This is a genomic window from Amycolatopsis lurida, from assembly GCF_900105055.1.
Classification (GTDB): Bacteria; Actinomycetota; Actinomycetes; order Mycobacteriales; family Pseudonocardiaceae; genus Amycolatopsis; species Amycolatopsis lurida.
In genome coordinates this window covers 250,008-265,872 of sequence record NZ_FNTA01000004.1, presented here as the reverse complement: position 1 = coordinate 265,872, position 15,865 = coordinate 250,008, and the positions used below count along the sequence as shown (strand labels likewise).

The 15,865-nt window shown below is 69.5% G+C and carries 14 protein-coding genes and 1 pseudogene; 2 read left to right on the top strand and 13 right to left on the bottom strand.

What is annotated here, in order from left to right; all coding sequences use genetic code 11:
* Positions 1-31: 31 nt before the first annotated feature.
* The 9 genes and pseudogenes from BLW75_RS06545 to BLW75_RS06505 all read right to left on the bottom strand — a co-directional run bounded on the left by BLW75_RS06545 (position 32) and on the right by BLW75_RS06505 (position 9,845).
* Positions 32-1,342, bottom strand: a complete 1,311-nt coding sequence (locus BLW75_RS06545) for a serine/threonine-protein kinase (RefSeq protein WP_091596969.1) — start codon at positions 1,340-1,342, stop codon at positions 32-34.
* Between the two features lie 17 nt (positions 1,343-1,359).
* Positions 1,360-1,992 (bottom strand): SGNH/GDSL hydrolase family protein, encoded by a 633-nt coding sequence (locus tag BLW75_RS06540; protein WP_034316484.1) that lies wholly within the window; start codon positions 1,990-1,992, stop codon positions 1,360-1,362.
* Positions 1,989-2,750 carry a sugar phosphate isomerase/epimerase family protein gene (locus tag BLW75_RS06535; RefSeq protein WP_198935784.1) on the bottom strand — a complete coding sequence of 254 codons (762 nt, stop codon included), beginning with the start codon at positions 2,748-2,750 and terminating at the stop codon, positions 1,989-1,991. Before BLW75_RS06535 ends, BLW75_RS06540 begins: the two co-directional genes overlap by 4 nt.
* Positions 2,747-3,784 (bottom strand): LacI family DNA-binding transcriptional regulator, encoded by a 1,038-nt coding sequence (locus tag BLW75_RS06530; protein WP_034316483.1) that lies wholly within the window; start codon positions 3,782-3,784, stop codon positions 2,747-2,749. The genes BLW75_RS06535 and BLW75_RS06530 overlap by 4 nt, the downstream gene beginning before the upstream one ends.
* Before the next feature lie 82 nt (positions 3,785-3,866).
* Positions 3,867-5,309: a polysaccharide lyase 6 family protein gene (locus tag BLW75_RS06525; RefSeq protein ID WP_034316482.1), complete on the bottom strand. Its 1,443-nt coding sequence runs from the start codon at positions 5,307-5,309 to the stop codon at positions 3,867-3,869.
* Between the two features lie 13 nt (positions 5,310-5,322).
* Positions 5,323-6,639: pseudogene (locus BLW75_RS06520) on the bottom strand (alpha-L-fucosidase); the annotation flags it as partial.
* A gap of 61 nt (positions 6,640-6,700) precedes the next feature.
* Positions 6,701-7,567 carry a carbohydrate ABC transporter permease gene (locus BLW75_RS06515; protein WP_034316480.1) on the bottom strand — a complete coding sequence of 289 codons (867 nt, stop codon included), beginning with the start codon at positions 7,565-7,567 and terminating at the stop codon, positions 6,701-6,703.
* Positions 7,564-8,520 (bottom strand): carbohydrate ABC transporter permease, encoded by a 957-nt coding sequence (locus BLW75_RS06510; protein ID WP_034316479.1) that lies wholly within the window; start codon positions 8,518-8,520, stop codon positions 7,564-7,566. The genes BLW75_RS06515 and BLW75_RS06510 overlap by 4 nt, the downstream gene beginning before the upstream one ends.
* Positions 8,517-9,845, bottom strand: a complete 1,329-nt coding sequence (locus BLW75_RS06505; RefSeq protein ID WP_034316478.1) for a sugar ABC transporter substrate-binding protein — start codon at positions 9,843-9,845, stop codon at positions 8,517-8,519. Before BLW75_RS06505 ends, BLW75_RS06510 begins: the two co-directional genes overlap by 4 nt.
* Positions 9,846-10,026: 181 nt before the next feature.
* On the opposite strand from BLW75_RS06505, the gene BLW75_RS06500 reads away from it, so the two are divergent.
* Entirely contained in the window at positions 10,027-11,034 is a 1,008-nt protein-coding gene (locus BLW75_RS06500; RefSeq protein WP_034316477.1) for a hydroxyacid dehydrogenase, read from the top strand.
* An 821-nt stretch (positions 11,035-11,855) separates the two neighbouring features.
* On the opposite strand, the gene BLW75_RS06495 is transcribed toward BLW75_RS06500, so the two are convergent.
* Complete coding sequence (locus tag BLW75_RS06495) at positions 11,856-12,335, bottom strand: DUF6130 family protein (protein WP_241783813.1); 480 nt, start codon at positions 12,333-12,335, stop codon at positions 11,856-11,858.
* Positions 12,336-12,470: 135 nt separating this feature from the next.
* On the opposite strand from BLW75_RS06495, the gene BLW75_RS06490 reads away from it, so the two are divergent.
* Positions 12,471-12,707, top strand: coding sequence for a hypothetical protein (locus BLW75_RS06490; protein WP_034316475.1), 237 nt, complete (start codon positions 12,471-12,473; stop codon positions 12,705-12,707).
* A gap of 6 nt (positions 12,708-12,713) precedes the next feature.
* Here BLW75_RS06490 and BLW75_RS06485 read toward each other — a convergent pair whose 3' ends face one another.
* The 3 genes from BLW75_RS06485 to BLW75_RS06475 are packed head-to-tail and all read right to left on the bottom strand — an operon-like array spanning position 12,714 to position 15,693.
* Entirely contained in the window at positions 12,714-13,715 is a 1,002-nt protein-coding gene (locus tag BLW75_RS06485; RefSeq protein ID WP_034316474.1) for a LysR family transcriptional regulator, read from the bottom strand.
* Positions 13,712-14,353 (bottom strand): sigma-70 family RNA polymerase sigma factor, encoded by a 642-nt coding sequence (locus BLW75_RS06480; RefSeq protein WP_143055297.1) that lies wholly within the window; start codon positions 14,351-14,353, stop codon positions 13,712-13,714. The genes BLW75_RS06485 and BLW75_RS06480 overlap by 4 nt, the downstream gene beginning before the upstream one ends.
* On the bottom strand, positions 14,338-15,693 hold the full coding sequence (locus BLW75_RS06475) for an alpha-lytic protease prodomain-containing protein (RefSeq protein WP_034316473.1): 1,356 nt from the start codon (positions 15,691-15,693) through the stop codon (positions 14,338-14,340). Before BLW75_RS06475 ends, BLW75_RS06480 begins: the two co-directional genes overlap by 16 nt.
* Positions 15,694-15,865 lie beyond the last annotated feature (172 nt).

The following is a 15,865-nucleotide window of genomic DNA, read 5'->3' as shown; positions in this document are numbered from 1 at the left end:
CCTCACCGCGTGCGATGCGGGAAAGTCCCCTTCAGCCCGGCCAGGAGCTCCGGCACGTCGCGACCGGCGTGACCCCGCCGTCGTCCTCGGTGGTCGCGATGAAGCCGAAGGTGGTCGTCCCGCCGACGGGCAGTACCGCGTTCCAGTCCACTTCGGACACTCGCACGCGGTCGCCGTCCTGTGCCAGGGAACCGTTCCACAGAGTGGCGATGCGGGTGCCGGGCGGCAGGGTCCAGCTGACCTCCCAGCCGGTGAGGCGGGTGTCCTGGGTGTTCCGGACGGAAACGCGGATCTCCGAGCCGCCGGGCCAGCGATTGGCGACCTCGTACCGCGCTTCGCACACCGGTATCGCGGCCGAAGGCACCGGTACCGCCACCGGAGCGGCGGCGCCGGGCGGGTCGCCGTCGGACAGCAGGATCCCCGCCAGGACACCACCCGCCACGACCACGCCGCCCGCGATGGCGAACGGCAACCGCGAACGGCGGGTGGGCGCGGGAAGCCGTTCGGTCCCGGACAGGAACGCCGGGCGACCGTCGGCGACGGCGGCGAGCATCCGCTCGGCCTCGGCCATGTCCGGCCGTTCCCGCGGATCGCGCCGGAGCAACCGCAGCAGGACGTCCGTGAGCGGGCCGGTGGACCGCGGCGGGACGATCTCAGCGCGGGCGACCCGTTTGAGGAGGGCGATCTGGTTGCCGTCGGTGCCGAACGGCGGCGCGCCCTCCAGCACGGTGTAGAGCGTGGAGCCGAGCGAGAACACGTCCGACGGGTAGCCGGGTTCCTCGCCGTCGGCGACCTCGGGGGAGAGGTACGCCGGTGTGCCGACGACGAGACCGTCACCGGTCATCGTCCCTTCACCCGTGGCGTGGGACAGGCCGAAGTCGGCGATCTTCGCTCGGCCGTCCTCGGTGATCAGGATGTTGTTGGGCGTGACGTCCCGGTGCAGGATGCCGTCCTCGTGGGCGGCCGCCAGCGCGGCGGCGATCTGCGCGCCGATTTCCGCGACGCGGCCCGCGGGGAGCGGGCCGTCGTCGGCGAGGAGTTCCGTCAGCGGCCGCGACGACAGGAACTCCATGATCAGGTACGGGGTTCCGTCCTGTTCCACGACGTCGTAGACGGTCACGGCGTGCGGATGCTTGAGCCGTGCGGCGACCCGGGCCTCCCGCATCGCGCGCACGATCGACCGGAACGGCGCGTCGCCCGGCGAAGTGTCCGGCAGCAACTGCTTGACCGCGACCGTGCGGTCGAGCCGCTCGTCCCGCGCCTGCCACACCACGCCCATCGCGCCCCGGCCGACCTTGTGCTCCAGCCGGTAACGGCCGGCGATGATGGCGTTCCGGGTCACGCGGACAACTGTATCCGCTACGGGAGCTTGGCCTCCTCGGCCGGAGCACCGGCCGTCGCGAGCCAGGCTTCGGCGAGCAGCCGGTGCCCCAGCGGGCTGGGGTGGACACCGTCCGGGGCCAGCGTCGCCGCCCCGTGCTCGGCCGCCGCACGCGGCATGAACAGGTCCGCGCGCACCAGCCGCGCGCCGAACTCGTTCGCCACGTCGATCGCCGCCTCGACGCGGGGTGCCAGATCGCCGAGCCACTCCTGTTGTTCCGGTTCCACCGGCAGCAGGAACGGCGTGATCACGTACAACTCGGCCGGAAGGTGCTCCCGCGCACCGGCCAGTAGCCGGGAGTACGCGGCACGGAACTTGCCGATCGGGCTCGACAGGCCGCGATCGAAGGTCCGCCAGGTGTCGTTGATGCCGATCTTCACCGTCAGCACCGTCGGGCTCGCCGCGAGGACGTCGGTGGCCCACCGGGCTTCGAGGTCGTAGATCCGGTTGCCGTTGATCCCCCGGTTGACCACTTCCGGCCCGTCGCCGAGGAGATCCGCGATCTCGCGGACGTACCCCTTGCCCAGCGACGCGGGATCCGTGCGGTCACGGCTGGAGTCGGTGATGGAGTCACCGGCGAAGAGCAGCTTGTCGGCTTCGGTGAACCTCATGCGCCCGCCTCGATCAGCTTCCGCAGCGAGTCGGCCTCGCCGGGCAGCAGGTCCGGATCGTTGTCCGGGACGAACTCCAGCAGCGCGTCGAGCGGCCGGCCGGTCTTGGCGAGGAGGCTGAACGCCCGCGTCCACAGCTCCGTCCGGAACATCAGCGGATGCCGCTCGTTGCTGGGCCACCACGAGAAGACGTGCACCGCGCGCACCCGGTCGAGCACCAGTTCCAGCCCCGCCAGCGCCTGGTCGTCCGGCAGGTCCTGCGGCGGTTGCCAGTAGGTGCCGAGATTGTCGCGGCCGACCTCTTCGAGCAGCCGGACGGTCGATTCCGCGGTGTCGGTCAGCGTCCCGCCGTGGAACTCCAGCGCGACCTCCAGACCGTGTTCGTTCGCGACGTCGGCGGCCTCGCGGAGACCGGCGACGACCTGCTCGCGTTCGTCGGGGTCGACGTCGGCGGAGCCCGCTTTGCCCGCCCAGACCCGGATCCGTGAGGCACCGAGCCGGACCGCGGTGGCGGCGATCTCGCCGAACTTCCCGGCCTCGACCGGGGTGGCGCGGAAGTAGGAACCGTAGGAGTCGCACGTCAGGCCGTGCCGTGCCATGGCCTCGAACGCGCGCTCGGCCGCCCAGTCGTCGCCGGGGCGCACATGGACGTCGGCGCCCCACTCGATCACCTGCAGGCCCGCCTTCTCGGCGCGGCTGGCGACTTCGTCGGCGTCCAGCCGCCGCAGCGTCACCGAACACAGTCCCGGGCGGATCATTTTCCCTCCAACGGTCGGGTACTTTCGCGCAGCACGACCTCCCCGGTGATCGGCTTGACCCGGGGAGCGGCCGCGCGGGCGTCGAGGATGAAGTCAAGGGCCTGTTCGCCCATGCGCTCGATCGGCACACGCACAGTCGACAGCGAAGGCCTGATGTCCCGCAACGTAATAATGTCGTCGAACCCGGCGATCGCGATCTGCGCGGGGACCAGCAGCCCGCGGTCGCGGCAGGCGGCCATCGCGCCGACGGCCATCACGTCGTTGACCGCGAAAACGCAGCCGCGGAAGCCGTTCTCGATCGCTCGCACCATCGCCGCGTAGCCGCCGTCGCGGGTGAATTCCGCGCGCAGGACGTGGTTCTCGGGCAGCGGGAGACCGTGCCGGGCCAGTCCGTCACGGAAACCGAGGACACGATCCCGCGAGGTCAGCAGGCCGGGCGGGCCGGCGAGCACGAGGAAGTCCCGGTGCCCGAGCGCGGCGAGGTTCTCCGCCAGATCCGCCGCTCCGGCCCGGTTCTCCAGCATGACGGTGTCGAACGGCAGCTTCCGCTGCCCGATCACCACGACCTGACCGTCGGCGGCCTCGAACGCCTTGAGCTCCTTGGTCAGATTCCGTTGCAGGGCGCTGTCTTCGTTTCGCGACCCGGCGAGGATGACCGCTCGTGCCCGTTGCCCGCGCAACGTCGTGACGTACTCGAGTTCCTTCTCCGGATGGTTCTCGGTGCTCGCGATGGTGACCGTCAGCCCGTGCCGGGCCGCCACGCGCATCACGCCGGACGCGATCGAGGAGAAGTACGGGTCGACGATGTCGTGCACCAGCAGCCCGACGACGTTGCCGCGGCCGCGCGCCATCGCCTGCGCGGGCACGTTCGCCGTGTACTGAAGCCGTTCCGCGGCCCGAAGCACCGATTCGCGCAGAGTCACGCTGACCTGTCTGGTCCCGCCGTTGAGCGCCCTCGACGCCGTCGCGAGCGACACTCCGGCCTCGCGGGCGACGTCGGCCAAGGTGGCCGAACCCGCGGCGCGCTGCGCCATGCTTCCTCCTCGGGGGTGCGGTGGGCTCACGCCGGTGTGGGCTGACACCGGCGTGAGCCCGGCTCTGATGCCGACCGCCTGGCTACGGAGCGCCGGGGCCGACGTCCGCGGTGGTGAGCGGCCGGTTGGCGATGGCGGCCGTCGAGTACTCGTCGGCGCCGACGTCACGCAGGCTGCCGCGGGCCTGACCGTCGAGGTCCAGCGTGACCGGCGCGGTCGACAGGCTCGCCGCGTCGATGGCGGGGCTGCCCGCGGCGAGCCGCGAGACCCCGTCGGTGCCCTGCACGAGCTTCGGGTCGACCCGGCGGAAGGTGCCCGCGGGGATGTTCCCGTTCCCGCCCGAACCCCACAGGATGTTGCCCGACCAGGTGAAGTTGCCCGTGGTGCTCATCGTGACCAGGTCGCCGTTGCCGCCGACGAAGATGTTGTCGGAGATCGTGCAGTCGCGCGGTTCGATCGTCCGTTTGGTCTCGCCGGACAGCGTGCCGCTGTTGTTCAGCAGCGTGTTGTGCGCGATGAGCACGCGGTCCGCCGCGTCGTTGCCGCGCCGTGATTCCTTCGATTCACCCGGGAAGTGGTCCCGGACGGAGCCGCTGCCGACGACCAGCGCGGTGCCGGAGACTCCGGCGACGTAGTTGTTGACGATCTTGTGGTCGTTGCCGTAGATCCGGATGCCCTCCTTACCGCCGAGGATGAAGTTGGATTCGACGACGGACTTGTTGCCGTGGCGCAGCACGATGCCGCCGCGGCTGTTCCGGATGGTGTTGTTGCGGATGAAGTTGCCCGACGACTTGACCGAGATCGCCTCCGGGTCGCCGTTCGCGCGTTCGAAGAGGTTGAACTCGATCTTGGCTCCGGCGGTGCTCAGCGCACGCGGGCTGACTCCGAGCCGGATCGGCTCGCCGCCGTTGTCACCGGGGAAGGTGTGGTCGGAGAAGTAGTTCCGGAAGACCTCGACGTCCGCGGCCATCTTGTCTTCGTCCGCGCCCTCGATACAGAGCATGACGCCGAGGGTCGTCTTGTGGTGGAAGTGGTTGCGGTCGATCTTGCTGTTGTCGGCGCGGACCATCACCCAGTGCAGATCGGGGAGGTCGGCGAACTGGAGATCGTTGCGGGTCAACCGGATCCGCGAGCAGTTCGCCGGGATCTCCAGCGTGGTGCTCTGGCGGAACTTGAACCCGCTGATCGTGACGCCGGTGGAGTCGTCGAAGACGAAGCTCTGCTCACCGTTGAACGTCACCCCGCCGCGGGACTGGGCGACGATGGTGATGGGCTGGTCCTTCGTGCCGCGCCTGCCCTTGATGCTGATCGGCTTGCCCGTCGGCACGGTGTACGTGCCGTTGTTCACGGTGATGACGGCACCGGGGCCCGCCTTGTTGATCGCGTTCTGCAGTTCGGACAGCGAACTGACGTTCAGCGCGCAAAGCCCCTGCGGTTTGGCCGACGCCGTGCCCGCGGTGACCCAGGGGACGGTGACCAGCGCGGCGCCGAGGGTGGCGCCGCTGAGGAACCTTCTGCGATCCATGATGCCTCCGTGCTCAATCGGTGGGGCGGGTTTCGGCGGCGGGGCTTTGTTCGTTCAGGAACAGTTCGATCACCGGGACCGGGGTGTCCGGTTTCCGGATGGGGAGCTTGAGGGTGAGAGTGCCTTCCGGCTGCCCGCCCATCTGGGTGTTCTGTGCGGTCTGTCCGGGATCCGTGTGCACCTGCCGGATTTCCGAGGCGTCGTCGAGCAGCTGGGCGTAGCGCACGCGCCCGGCGAGCCCCGGCAGGTGGACGTGGTTCATCGGCCAGCTGAACAGGTGCAGGTACAGCCGGTCACCGCGCTGGGTGTAGCGGCCGTCGGCGGGCGCGGTGAACTCAGCGGGACCGCAGCCGCGGATGGAGCGTTCGTGCCGGTCCATCCAGCGGCCGAGTTCGGCGAGCACCTCGAGCGCCCGCGGGTCGATCTCGCCGCGGCCGTTCGGCCCGACGTTGAGCAGCAGGTTTCCGTCCTTGGACACGCCGTCGACCAGCATCCGGATCAGCAGCTCCGGGCTCTTGTAGTCGAGGTTGTCGCGGTCGTAACCCCAGCTGCCGTTCAGCGTCTGGCACGCCTCCCACACCACCGGGACACCGTCGCGGGTCATCGGGCCGGACGGCTGGTACTGCTCCGGGGTGATGAAGTCGCCGGGGATCCCGGTGCGGTCGTTGACCAGGATGCCGGGCTGCAGTTCGCGGACCAGCGCGAGCAGGCCGGGGGAGTCCCAGTCGTCCGGCCCCTTGCCGCCCCACCATTCCTTGCGGCCCTTGTACGAGAAGTCGAAGAAAAGGTAGTCGATCGTGCCGAACCGGGTGAGCAGTTCGCGCACCTGACCGTGCAGATAGAGCTGGTATTCGGCGATGTCGGCGTACTGGTGCGCCGCGATGTACTCCGCGTCGTCACGGCGGGGATGGGTGCCGTCGACGGGGAAAGCCGGGTGGTGCCAGTCGATCAGCGAGTGATAGAAACCGACCTTCAAGCCCTCTTCGCGGCAGGCGTCGACGAACGGGCCGAGCAGATCCTTGCCGTAGGGCGTGTTCGTCACCTTGAAGTCGGTGAGGTCGCTGTCCCACAGGCAGAAACCGTCGTGGTGCTTGGTGGTGAGCACGACGTAGGTCATGCCCGCGGCCTTCGCGGCGCGCGCCCAGGAACGCGGGTCGTACTTGTCCGGTTCGAAGTGGTCGAAGTACACCCGGTACTGCTCGTCGGTCAGCTTTTCGCGGTTCTGCACCCATTCGTGCCGGGCGGCGAGGGAATACAGTCCCCAGTGGACGAACATCCCGAACCGGTCGTGGGTGAACCAGGCGGTGGAACTCACTGCAGGATCGCTCCTTGCTTGTCGTTGGTGAACCGGCGACCGCGATCGAACCTCGGCAGGGTGCTGTGATGGTGGGTCAGCCCTTGAGCGCGCCCGAGGCGAGGCCGCGGACGAACGAACGCTGGAAGAGCAGGAACGCGGCGACCGACGGGAGCAGCGCCAGCAGCGACGCGGCCATGATCACGCCGGGCGTGACGTTCGTGTCGATGCGCAGGGTCCGCAGGGCCAGCGGCAGGGTGTAGGTCGAAGCATCGGTCGACACCAGCAACGGCAGCAGGTACTGGTCCCAGATCATCGTGAAGCCGAAGACGCCGATCACGCCGAGCGCGGGCTTGCACATCGGGAGGATGATTTGCGCGAAGATCCGCAGGTCGCCCGCCCCGTCGATCCGCGCGGCCTCTTCGAGTTCGCGGGGGACGTCCTTCATGAACTCGGTCATCACCAGGATCGAGAAGGCCCACGCGCCCAGGGGCACGATCATGCCGGCGAGGCTGCCGATCAGGTTCAGATGCACCACCGGCAGATCCGACAGGATCAGCGACAGCGGGATCGCGAGGATCTCCTCCGGCAGCATCAGCGTCGCCAGGATCGCGACCAGCACGAAGGTCATGAACCGGAACTTCTTGCGCGCCAGCGCGTAGCCGGCCAGCACCGAGATCACGACCTGCAGCAGCAAGCCGAAGCCGACCACCAGGAACGAGTTGAGGAGGTACATCCCCACACCCAGGTCGAAGGCGATGCCGAAGTTGTCCAGGGTCGGGCTGGACGGGATGACGCTCAGCGCCGTCGGATCGGAGACGTCGTTGAACGCGCTGACCAGCAACGCCAGCAGCGGTCCGGCGAACACCAGGAGCAGCAGGGCGTACAGGACGAACTTCAGGATCCGCCCGCCCGGCGATTTGACGGCGTCGAGGCCGAGTGCGGAATCGTTGGCCGCGGTCATGCGTCTCGCCTCCGTCGGAGCACCTGGACGAACAAGGTCAGCACGAGCGTCGCGAGGAACAGCAGGACCGCGCCCGCCGCGCCCACGCCCAGCCGGTTCTGTTCCAGGCCGAGTTTGTAGATCAGGGTCATCGCCACCTCGGTCGAGCCGTTCGGCCCGCCGTTGGTCAGCAGGAACACCTCGGTGAACACCCGCAGGCCGCGGATCGCCGCGAGGACGAACAGGATCGAGAACACCGACCGCAGGCCCGGCAGCGTCACGTGGAGGATCTTGCGCCAGCGCGAGGCACCGTCCACAGTGGCCGCTTCGTAGAGCCCCCTGTCGATCCCGGCGAGGCCCGCGAGGAAGATCATCATGTCGTATGGAGCACCGCGCCAGATCCCGGTGACGATGACCGAGAGCATCGAGCTGTCGGGATCGTTGATGAAGCCCGACGGGCCCATCCCGACCAGGCCGAGGATGGAGTTCAGCATCCCGTCCTCGGTCGGGTGGTACATGATCCGCCAGAGTTCGGCGACCACCGCGATCGGCACGACCACCGGCAGGAACGCCGCCGACCGCAGGAACTTCAGCCGCTTGCTCTGACCCTCCATCAGCAGGGCGAGGGCGAGGCCGATGATCATCGACCCCGCGGTCTGCCCGACCGCGATCACGATGGTGTGCCAGATCGCGGAGTGGAAAGCCTCGTCACCGAGGACGGTGCTGTAGTTCTGCCCGCCGACCCACGTGTTGCCCAGGTACGGCTGGACGTCCTGGAAGGACATCGTCACCGCGGTGAACATCGGGATGAACTTGAAGTACACGAACAGGATCAGGGCGGGGGCCAGGAACAGCCACGGCGTCCACCACTTCCCGTCGCGGTCGCTGCGCCTGCGGGCCTTCGGCGCGGGCGTCCGCTTGACTGCGGGACGGTCCGCGCCGACGGCCGCCGGCTTGGCGTGATCTACGGTCATGAGGCGCTGATCCCCTGTTGCTGCAAGGTCGCGGTGAGCTTGGTGTCGAGTTTGGACAGTTCCGCCTTGAGGTCGAGCTTGCAGTCGGCGACGAGCGCGCTGATCGTGTCGGCGGTGTCCTGGCGGACCGGCGTCCAGTTCGGGATGGTCGGCGCGTAGTGGCCGGACTTGGTGTAGATCTCGGCGTAGGTCTTCCAGCGCGGGTCGGAGCGGACCTGGGTGATGTCGACGTTCTTGTTCACCGGAAGCTGGACGATGAAGGCCGATTCGCCTTCCATGCCGATCTTCTGGCCGTCGGCCGAGATCGCGTAGTCACCGAAGGCGTCCTGCCCCGCCTGGTTCGGCGAACCGGCCATCATGTAGATCGACAGGCCCTCGGCGAGGACGTCGGCGTTCTTGGCGCCCTTCGGCATCGGGACGACCTCGTACTTGTCCTTGCCGAGCGACTTGTCGAACCGCGGCAGCAGGTACGGGCCGACGACGTACATCCCGGCCTTGCCCGCTTCGAAGGTCTCGTTGGTCGCCGGGGTCGGCATGGTGACCGCACCGGGCTGGATGACGTTGTCCTTGCAGCCGAGGTCGCGGAACCACTGCACCGCGGCCACGGATTCGGGCGTGCTCATCGCCGGTTTGTACTTGCCGCCGCCGGTCTCGGAGATGAAGTCGCCGCCCCCGGCCCAGAGGAAGTTCGAGAAGTACCAGGAGGCATAGCCCCGCTTGGTCGACAGCGTCGCGTTCAGGCCCGCGGTGTCGGCCTTGCCGTTGCCGTCGGGGTCGCCGGTGGTGAAGGCCTTGGCGAGGTCCGCCAGTTCGGCCCAGCTCTGCGGGACGCTCTTGCCGAGCTTCTCCCGCCAGTCCTTGCGGATGAGCAGCGCCGAGGCCTGCGCGCTGTAGGGCAGGCCGTACAGCTTGCCGTCCGCGGTCTGGTTCGACTTCAGCGCCTGCTCGGTGAGCTCCGCGGTGTGCTTGATCTTGCCCGGTTCGACCTCGCGGACGAGGCCCTGGCTCTTCAGCGTGCCCAGCTGCGTGACGTCGTTCATCACGATGTCCGGCAGGTCGCGCTGGGCGGCGCGCTGGGCCAGCTTCGTCTCGAAGTCGTCGAAGATCGCGGTGACCTGCACCTTGAACCCCGTGGCCTTCTCGAAGGCCTCCGCGAGCCGTTTGGTGGCCTGCTCGCCGGCGCCGCCGGGGGTCGTCCGGGTCCACAGTTCCAAGGGTGCCTTGGTGTCCTGCGCGACGTTCGTTCCGGCGGGGCCTGCCGAGCAGCCCGAAAGGACCAGCGCTGAGACGGTGAGTCCCACGCCGATCCACCGCGATTTCCGCATCGCATCTCCTGTTCACTGTGGACCACGCTGTCTACTTCGCAGGGGACGGTAAGCGCTTTCCCGGGGTCCGGTCAATGGTCCGATGATTACGAATCTCAATCAGCACGGTTTGCCTGTGCGGTGGAGTCGCCGCGCGTGGACCGGGTCAAGCATCCGATGTATGGTCGCCGCGGAGGTAGGAATGATCCAGCTGCGACACCGGCCGACGGCACTTCTCGTGATGGAGGAACGCCGCCGCGACGACGTTTATCCCGAGGCGGTGCTGAAGGAGATCGAAACGCTCGTGGACCTGCGTGAGCCGCTCACCCGTGAGCGGCTGGCGGAGGACCCGGCGGCACTGGACGGCGTCGAAATCCTGCTGTCCGGCTGGGGCGCCCCGGTGCTGGACTCCGTCCTCCTGGGACACGCGCGGGACCTGCGGGCCGTGCTCGTCGCCGCCGGCTCGGTCCGGCCGCTGACCACACCCGAGTTCTGGGCGCGCGAGCTGCCGATCGTGTCGGCCGCGGCCGCGAACGCCGTCCCGGTCGCCGAGTTCACCCTCGCCCAGGTCCTGTTAGGACTCAAGCAGGTGCACCGGATCTCCCGGGAGATCCGGGAGCGGCGGGCCTATCCGCCGGATCCGAGGGTCGCGGGTGCCTACCGGTCGCGGGTCGGGCTGCTCGGCCTGGGCGAGATCGGTGCTCTCGTCGCGTCGCATCTGCGCGGTTTCGACGTGGATGTGCTCGCCAGCGACCCCGTCGTCGACCCGGCGACGGCCGACGGTCTCGGCGTGCGACTGGTGGGCCTGGACGAACTGTTCGCCACGTGTCCCGTGGTCAGCCTGCACGCGCCGCTGCTCCCGGAGACCGAAGGGCTGGTCAATGGGGAGCTGGTGGCCAGGATGGGCGTCGGCGCGACCCTGATCAACACCGCTCGGGGCGCCGTCGTCGACGAACCGTCGGTCGTCCCCGTGCTGCGCGAGCGCCCCGATCTCACGGCGATCCTCGACGTCACCTGGCCCGAACCGCCCGAGCCGGACTCGCCGCTGTACACGTTGCCGAACGTGGTGCTCACCCCGCATCTGGCGGGCGCGCTGGGCGCCGAACGGGCTCGGATGGGCGAACTCGTCGCGCGGGAGCTGCGGCGGTTCGTGCTCGGGGAGCCACTTCAGCACGCCGTCGCGCCGGACCGGGCACACTTGCGGGCGTGATGCTCGCCGTTCGGGAGACGGGGCCGGGGGTCCGTGGTCCTGCTGCACGCCTTGGGCCTGCCGGCGATCTCGCGAATAGCGCCGTATAACGGCCTATACCGCGTGTCATCGGCCGGCATGGCAAGTGTGGGTCGTTGCCGCGAAACGGCGACGAGCGCAGCGGAGGGAGAGAGGGCGACGTTCATCGGCGGTGAGGTGAAGGTCGCTTCGTAACGCCTGCGGTCTGTTGCCCCAAAACGGCGACGAGCTGGGTTTGGCGACGTATGTGGTCGGGTTGCGCCGGGGACCGGCCGTGGGTCGTTGCCGGAAAACGGCGACGGGTCACAGATGGCGGCGGGAGCGGGCTGCCATGCGGCATGGTCATCGGCGACGCCGAGCAGTAAGGGGAAGGTCGCTTCGCAACGCCTTCGACCCATTGCCGCGAATCGGCGACGTTCCAGGTGACCCTGCCCCGTTGCCGCAAAACGGCGACGGCCACGGATGGCGGCGGGATGGGTCGGCCACGCGACATGGTCACTGGCGGCCCGTTGCCGACAACCGGCGACACCGAGCGGCGGCATGAGGCCCTCCGCAACCCAGCACCGTCGCCACGAAACGGCGACAGACCCAGGACGCACCAGCGGGTCAAGTCGCCAGTTCCGCACCGCGGGCGCGTATCCTGCCCGACCTTCACCCCGGGGCTCGACGCTGGTGGTGCGCACGACCCGGTCGCGCACCTTCGGCGATGAGACTCAAGCCGCCCGTTCCGAGCGCGACTCGGCTGACGCGCAGCCGGAGCGGCCGAGCAAGCAGTACCGATCCAGGGGCCTGGAAGCGTCTCCTCAGTGGTGTCCGCCGTGGTCGGGAACGACGAAGTTCACCGTCTTCTGGTCGAGGATCTTGTGCGTCGGGTCGGCGAGACCGATCCACACCTTGTGCGGTCCCGGGGGCAGCGACTGGATGATCAGCGGTTCCCCGCTGCCGTCCGCCCAGTGCCACGCCGCGTCGTCGACGGTCACGTGGATATGGCCGATCCGGGGTGAGACGTCCAGTGCGGCGGGGCCGTACACCGGGACGATCCGGAGGTTTTCCGCTCGGTACCGCAGCACGACCAGGCCCATCGCGAGCTGCTCGGGCAGCGGCTCGTCCACGACCAGCGACGGCGGAGGCTGCGACGGCAGCGGCACCACGGGAGCGGGCGACCAGCCGGCGGCGGCCGCGGCGGCAGGGGGAGCGGCGACCGGCGGAGCGGGCGGGGGAGCACTACAGGCGGCGGTGAGCAGAACGGCGGCGGTGAGAGCGGCTTTCCCAAGTGCGGGCATGAATTCACGCTAGGACGGCCGAAGGGGCCGCGGCGCCCGTCGGACGACGTCATCGGTGTACGTCACCGTGACACTTTCCGGTGATCACCCAGTGAACCGGCCGGACCCGGGGACATCGACGGAAGGGAGTGCACGATGAAGACTCGAATCGCCGCCTTGGCGGCCGCGGTCACGTTCGTGGGCGCCGTCACCGCCTCGCCCGCCATCGCGGACCCGGTGCCCGGCAGCCCGAACCGGTTCTACGCGTCCTGCGCGGTCGATCTGCTGGGTGTGCCGGTGAGCTGCCTTGAGACCGACGAAGAGCACGCGACGCACATCTGTCAGTACGTGCTCACGGCCTTCGGCGTCGGTCTCGACTGCATCCAGCGCTGAATCCGCTCAGGTGCCCAGCCAACCTGGGTTGGCCGCCGCCCATGCGGGAAGCCGATGCCGGATCACGCCGGGCTCGGCGATCGCGTGCATCAGTCCACTTCGGACAGCGGGGACGTCGATGGACGAGCCGTCCCGCCACAGCAGCAGATGCCGCGTCCGCAGCGGCACACCGCGCAGCGCCACCACCGGTCCTGGAATCGCGGAACCGGAATCCAGGGAGCGGGTGGGTGCCACCGCGCGAGGTTCGTGCTGGACGGTCCGGCGCACCACCATCGGGTCCAGCTTGCGGACGGTGATCGCCCCGAGGCCGGCGCGGGCGCACTGGTCGGCCAGGTGCTCGGGGAACTCGTCGGTCTCGTCCGACGGCAGCAGCCAGACCGAGCCGTCGAGGTCGGCCAGGGACACCTCGCCGCGTGCGGCGGCGGGATGCTCCGGGGACACGGCCACGAAGACCGGCTCCGTGCCGACGGGAAGCAGGTGGACGCCGTCGGGCGGAACGATCTCCTGCCCGGGGTGGTCCACGTACAGCGCCAATTCCACCGTGCCGTCGCGCAGAGCCGAGAACACCTCCGTCCGGTTGGTCAGCGTCAGTAGTTCGACCGGACGGCCAGGGGCAGCCGCGGCGACCACACCGCTCAGCGCCTCGGCGAAGACGGTCGGAAGCGCGCCGATCCGGAGCGGTTCCCCGGAAGGCGCGCTGTGGAACCGGCGGATCGCCAGTTCGAGGTCGTCCGCCGCGGCCAGTACCCGGCGCGCGTGGTCCAGCAGCACCTCGCCCAGCGCGGTGGGCCGCACGCCGTGCCGGTCGCGTTCGAACACCGTCCGTTCCAGCGCCCGCTCGACGCGGTGGAGCTGTGTGCTCAACGCGGGCTGGGAGAGGCCGAGCGCGGTCGCGGCCTTCGCCATGCTGCCCGCCGACGCGATCGCGTCGAGGAGCCGCAGATGCCGGACATCGATCTCCACCGGCCAGGTGTGGCCGTCCCCAGGACCGATCAGGGGGCTGATCACAGGTCGTCCTCGCTGATGATCGTGCGGAGTTTGTGCAGGGCGCGATGCTGGGCGACCCGGACCAGGCCGGGGCTCACCCGCAGGACCGCGCCGGCTTCGGGCGCCGTCAGGCCGACCGTGATCCGCAGCCGGAGGATTTCCTGCTGGAGATCGGGCAGGGTGCTCATCAGCCGTGTCAACCGGTCGTGACCGTCGGCCGCCAGGGCCCGCCATTCGGGTTCGTTGGGTTCGGGCGTCGCGTGGTCGGGCGGGTCGGGCGTGGGTTCCGACCGGTCCCGGGCTCGCCTCCGGAAGGCAGCGGCGACCTTCCGGGCGGCGATCCCCAGGACGGCGGCGAGAAAGGAACCGCCGGACGTCCGCGCGGTGGGCAGTGCGGTGAGGACGGCGAGGCAGGTCTCCTGCGCGACGTCGTCCGCGGCGATCTCGCGCGCGTCCGTTCCGTTCATCCTGCTCCGGCAGTAGTCCGCGACCACCGGCTGGACGATGTTCATCAGCTCGCTCGTCGCCGCGGGGTCACCGCGGCGGGCGCGGGGGACGAGGGATTCGAGATCCGCCGTCAGCGCGCCGTCGTCGGGGGGAGGAGCCGCCCCCGGCGAGGTGAGGTCGCCGGGGGCGGTCCAGGTCAGGCGAGTTCCCAAAGCGCGGGCACGTTCGGCGGTTCCCAGCCGGGCATGGAGGTGTGCGGCTGGATGACCCGGTAGTTGCTGCCGCCGTAGCTGGCGGTCGCGCCGGAGCCGTAGTACGTGTACGGCGCCCAGGTGCCGCCCGGCGGGTTCGACGTCGTCGGGCTGGTCGGGGTGGTCGGGGTAGTGGGCGTGGTCGGCGTCGTGGTGGTGCTGGACGGCGGGTTGCCGCTGACCGTCAGCCGCAGGTTGTAGACGCTCAAGATCTCCGAGATCGGCTGGAAGTAGATGGTGCCGCCGGAGGTGCAGTTGCCGGAGCCACCGGAGGTGACGCCCTGTGCCTGATCGCCGGTGAGCCACGAACCGCCGGAGTCACCGGGCTCTGCGCAGGCGTTGGTCCGGGTCAGGCCGGTGATGGTGCCTTCGGGGTAGGTGACCGAGGTGTTCTTCTGGAGGATGGTGCCGCAGCGCCAGCCGGTGGTGGAGCCGGAGCGGCACACCGAGGAGTTGACCGGGGCCTCCGTCGAGCCGGCGACCGGAACGGTGCCGGGGTACCGGTTCACCAGCGGGCGCGGGGTGTTGCCCGCGTCCGCGCGGACCCAGGCGTAGTCGTTGCCGGGGAAGCTGGAGCCGGCGACGGAGCCGCTGGGGTTCGAGGTGCGGGTGCCGGTCCTGCCGCAGTGCCCGGCGGTCACGAAGCCGCCGTCGACCGCGAAACCGATGGAGCAGCGGCCCGAGCCGAAGGTGTAGGCGTTGCCGCCGATGATGTCGATCAGCGGGCGCGGCTGTTCGGTGCTGGCCTCGACCCGGACCAGGTCGGACGGGACACCGGCCTCGGCCGCCCACGACTTCGCGGCGCCTTCGCCGCCGGCGTTGGCGAGCACGACGATCGAGTTGGTGGTGACGTCGGTGAACCAGCCCGGCACGGTCTTCGGTGCCTTGGCGGACTTGGCGTCGAGCCGCAGCTTCGCCGCGTCGAGCTCGGCGGCACTGCGGGCGACGGTCTTCGGGGTGGCGCCCGCGGCACGCACGAGGTCGCCCACGGCGGCGTCGGTGACCGCGACGGTCAGCGTGGTCCCGGAACCGTCCAGCCATGATCCGGCGTACGACGTGCCGAGCTGCTTCTTCAGCGTGTTGTCGGCGACCGCGGCGCGCTGTTCGCTCGCGAGGCGGAGCTTGGCCTGTTCCGGGCTGATCTTCAGGTCGCGGGCCATCGCTTCCAGCATTTCGGACTGGGACCGGTCACCGGCGGTGGCCTGCTGACCGGCGCTCGCGTTGGGGGTGAGGGCGATGGCGGTGACCAGGCCTGCCCCGGCTATGGCCGCGGCTGTGGCGGCTAAGATCTTTCTGTTCATTTCAACGCTTTCCTCGAAACGGGCGGGGGAGGGGGATTCGTCCCCGACCGTACGAGGCGGATCACGCAACTGGTACATACCATTTGGGTCATATCGCCCGGCTGGAACGTGGGGTGATATGGCGGTGGTCCGTGCGGATCCGGCAGGCGTTTTCGTTGCGGTGCAACGGTTC

Excerpts from the sequence above, each read along its gene's own strand:
- BLW75_RS06540 (WP_034316484.1), bottom strand. The coding sequence starts at position 1,992 with ATGAGGTTCACCGAAGCCGACAAGCTGCTCTTCGCCGGTGACTCCATC.
- BLW75_RS06535 (WP_198935784.1), bottom strand. The coding sequence starts at position 2,750 with ATGATCCGCCCGGGACTGTGTTCGGTGACGCTGCGGCGGCTGGACGCC.
- BLW75_RS06530 (WP_034316483.1), bottom strand. The coding sequence starts at position 3,784 with ATGGCGCAGCGCGCCGCGGGTTCGGCCACCTTGGCCGACGTCGCCCGC.
- BLW75_RS06525 (WP_034316482.1), bottom strand. The coding sequence starts at position 5,309 with ATGGATCGCAGAAGGTTCCTCAGCGGCGCCACCCTCGGCGCCGCGCTG.
- BLW75_RS06515 (WP_034316480.1), bottom strand. The coding sequence starts at position 7,567 with ATGACCGCGGCCAACGATTCCGCACTCGGCCTCGACGCCGTCAAATCG.
- BLW75_RS06510 (WP_034316479.1), bottom strand. The coding sequence starts at position 8,520 with ATGACCGTAGATCACGCCAAGCCGGCGGCCGTCGGCGCGGACCGTCCC.
- BLW75_RS06505 (WP_034316478.1), bottom strand. The coding sequence starts at position 9,845 with ATGCGGAAATCGCGGTGGATCGGCGTGGGACTCACCGTCTCAGCGCTG.
- BLW75_RS06500 (WP_034316477.1), top strand. The coding sequence starts at position 10,027 with ATGATCCAGCTGCGACACCGGCCGACGGCACTTCTCGTGATGGAGGAA.
- BLW75_RS06495 (WP_241783813.1), bottom strand. The coding sequence starts at position 12,335 with ATGCCCGCACTTGGGAAAGCCGCTCTCACCGCCGCCGTTCTGCTCACC.
- BLW75_RS06490 (WP_034316475.1), top strand. The coding sequence starts at position 12,471 with ATGAAGACTCGAATCGCCGCCTTGGCGGCCGCGGTCACGTTCGTGGGC.
- BLW75_RS06475 (WP_034316473.1), bottom strand. The coding sequence starts at position 15,693 with ATGAACAGAAAGATCTTAGCCGCCACAGCCGCGGCCATAGCCGGGGCA.